Source organism: Pseudomonas sp. MWU12-2020, from assembly GCF_023100605.1.
In the GTDB taxonomy this organism is placed as follows: domain Bacteria; phylum Pseudomonadota; class Gammaproteobacteria; order Pseudomonadales; family Pseudomonadaceae; genus Aquipseudomonas; species Aquipseudomonas fluorescens_H.
The window spans coordinates 1-1,412 of the sequence record NZ_JALMEX010000037.1 but is presented as its reverse complement, the minus strand read 5'-3'; the positions used below and the strand labels follow the sequence as shown (position 1 = coordinate 1,412).

Sequence of the window (1,412 nt, the reverse complement as noted above, 5' to 3'; positions counted from 1 at the left end):
GCTCAAATGGCTGGGCACCCAGGCCGACCTGATCACGTATGACCCGCAGCTGGACTGGCATATCCTCAGCGCGGCCGACGCCAGCAACCCGCTGGGTTTCATCATCAAGGTGGATGGCGTCCGGCACCTCAAATTGCTCAAGGGCGGCACGCTGGACCTGTCCTACAACCTGCTCAGCGACGAGGGCGGTGTAGTCGTCAGTCGCGCATCCCTGCATGCAGAGCTGCTGACCGTGGGCGAAGCACAACTGGAACTGGTGCCCCCGATCGTCCAGGGTGAAGAGAACGGCATCCTGGAACCGCGTGATCTGCCCGACGGCACAAGCAAAATCACTTGCCCGAACCCGCTCGCCAACCCGACCAAGCCCCAGGACGTGGTCACCTGGCAACTGCGTGATGCCCATGGCGCGCTCCTTGACCAAGGCAGCAAAACCCTGAACGCCCTCACTGCCGGCAGACCCGTGGATTTCCCGCTTGATGCAGCCTTTGTGCAAAAGCATTTCGAAGCGCGGCGCGGGGAGAAACTCAGCGTCAGCTACAACATCCTGCGGTTCGAGACGGGCAAGACCAGTTACTCGAATCCGTTGGTGTTCACCGTGGGAGTCGCGCTGGAACTGCTCGCCCCCTGGATCAAGGAGAACAACGGCGACAGCGCACTCAACCCGCTGCTGGTCAGGGACACCTTGACCATTGTGGTGCCGGACAACCCCGAGTTGCGGCCAACTGATGAAATCATCGTCACCTGGACTGGCGCACAGGGTACGCCCGCAGGCGGTTCGCACACCTCTGTTCCTCGGCCGCTGGGCAGCAACCGGGAGTTTGCGATTCCGAATAGTGTGGTCGCGTTTAACCTGAACAAAGATGTGAAGGTGTCCTACGTCGTCATCCGCGACGGCGAGCCGCTGCCGTCCCTCGTCTTTGATTTGACTGTGTTGAGCATGCCGCAGAATGAACTGCTCAAACCCATCATCAAGGACGCGGACAACAACGGCGAAGGCCCGGAGTTCAATGTGGGCAAACTGACCGCCAATGCGATCTACCGCATGGGCATCTGGCCGTTGATTGCCACAGGCCAATATGTATGGCTGCGTTTGAAAGGTACAAACGCCGATGGCAGCGACTACAACCTGCAGATCCATACGGCACCAGGCTCGATGGTCGGCGACCAGTGGCTCGATCAAGGTTATTACGAGCGGAGCATCGCCCTTGCAGGCTTGAAAAACCTCAAAGATGGCAGCGCGCTGACCATGGAGTTCAAAGCCGCGTTCGGCAAAGACCCGAATGAGAGTTTGGCCGTGGCCTTCCCCGTGCGCACCTACACGATCAAAGCGTTGGAGGATGTGCAACCAGAAATTACTCGGGCCGAAGACTCCAAAGGGGTGGAGATTCCTCAGGACAGTCCGACCATCGACA

General features: G+C 59.4%; 1 pseudogene. It reads left to right on the top strand.

Annotated elements, in window-relative coordinates:
- Positions 1–1,412 (top strand): annotated as a pseudogene (locus tag M0814_RS28900) (hypothetical protein); the annotation flags it as partial.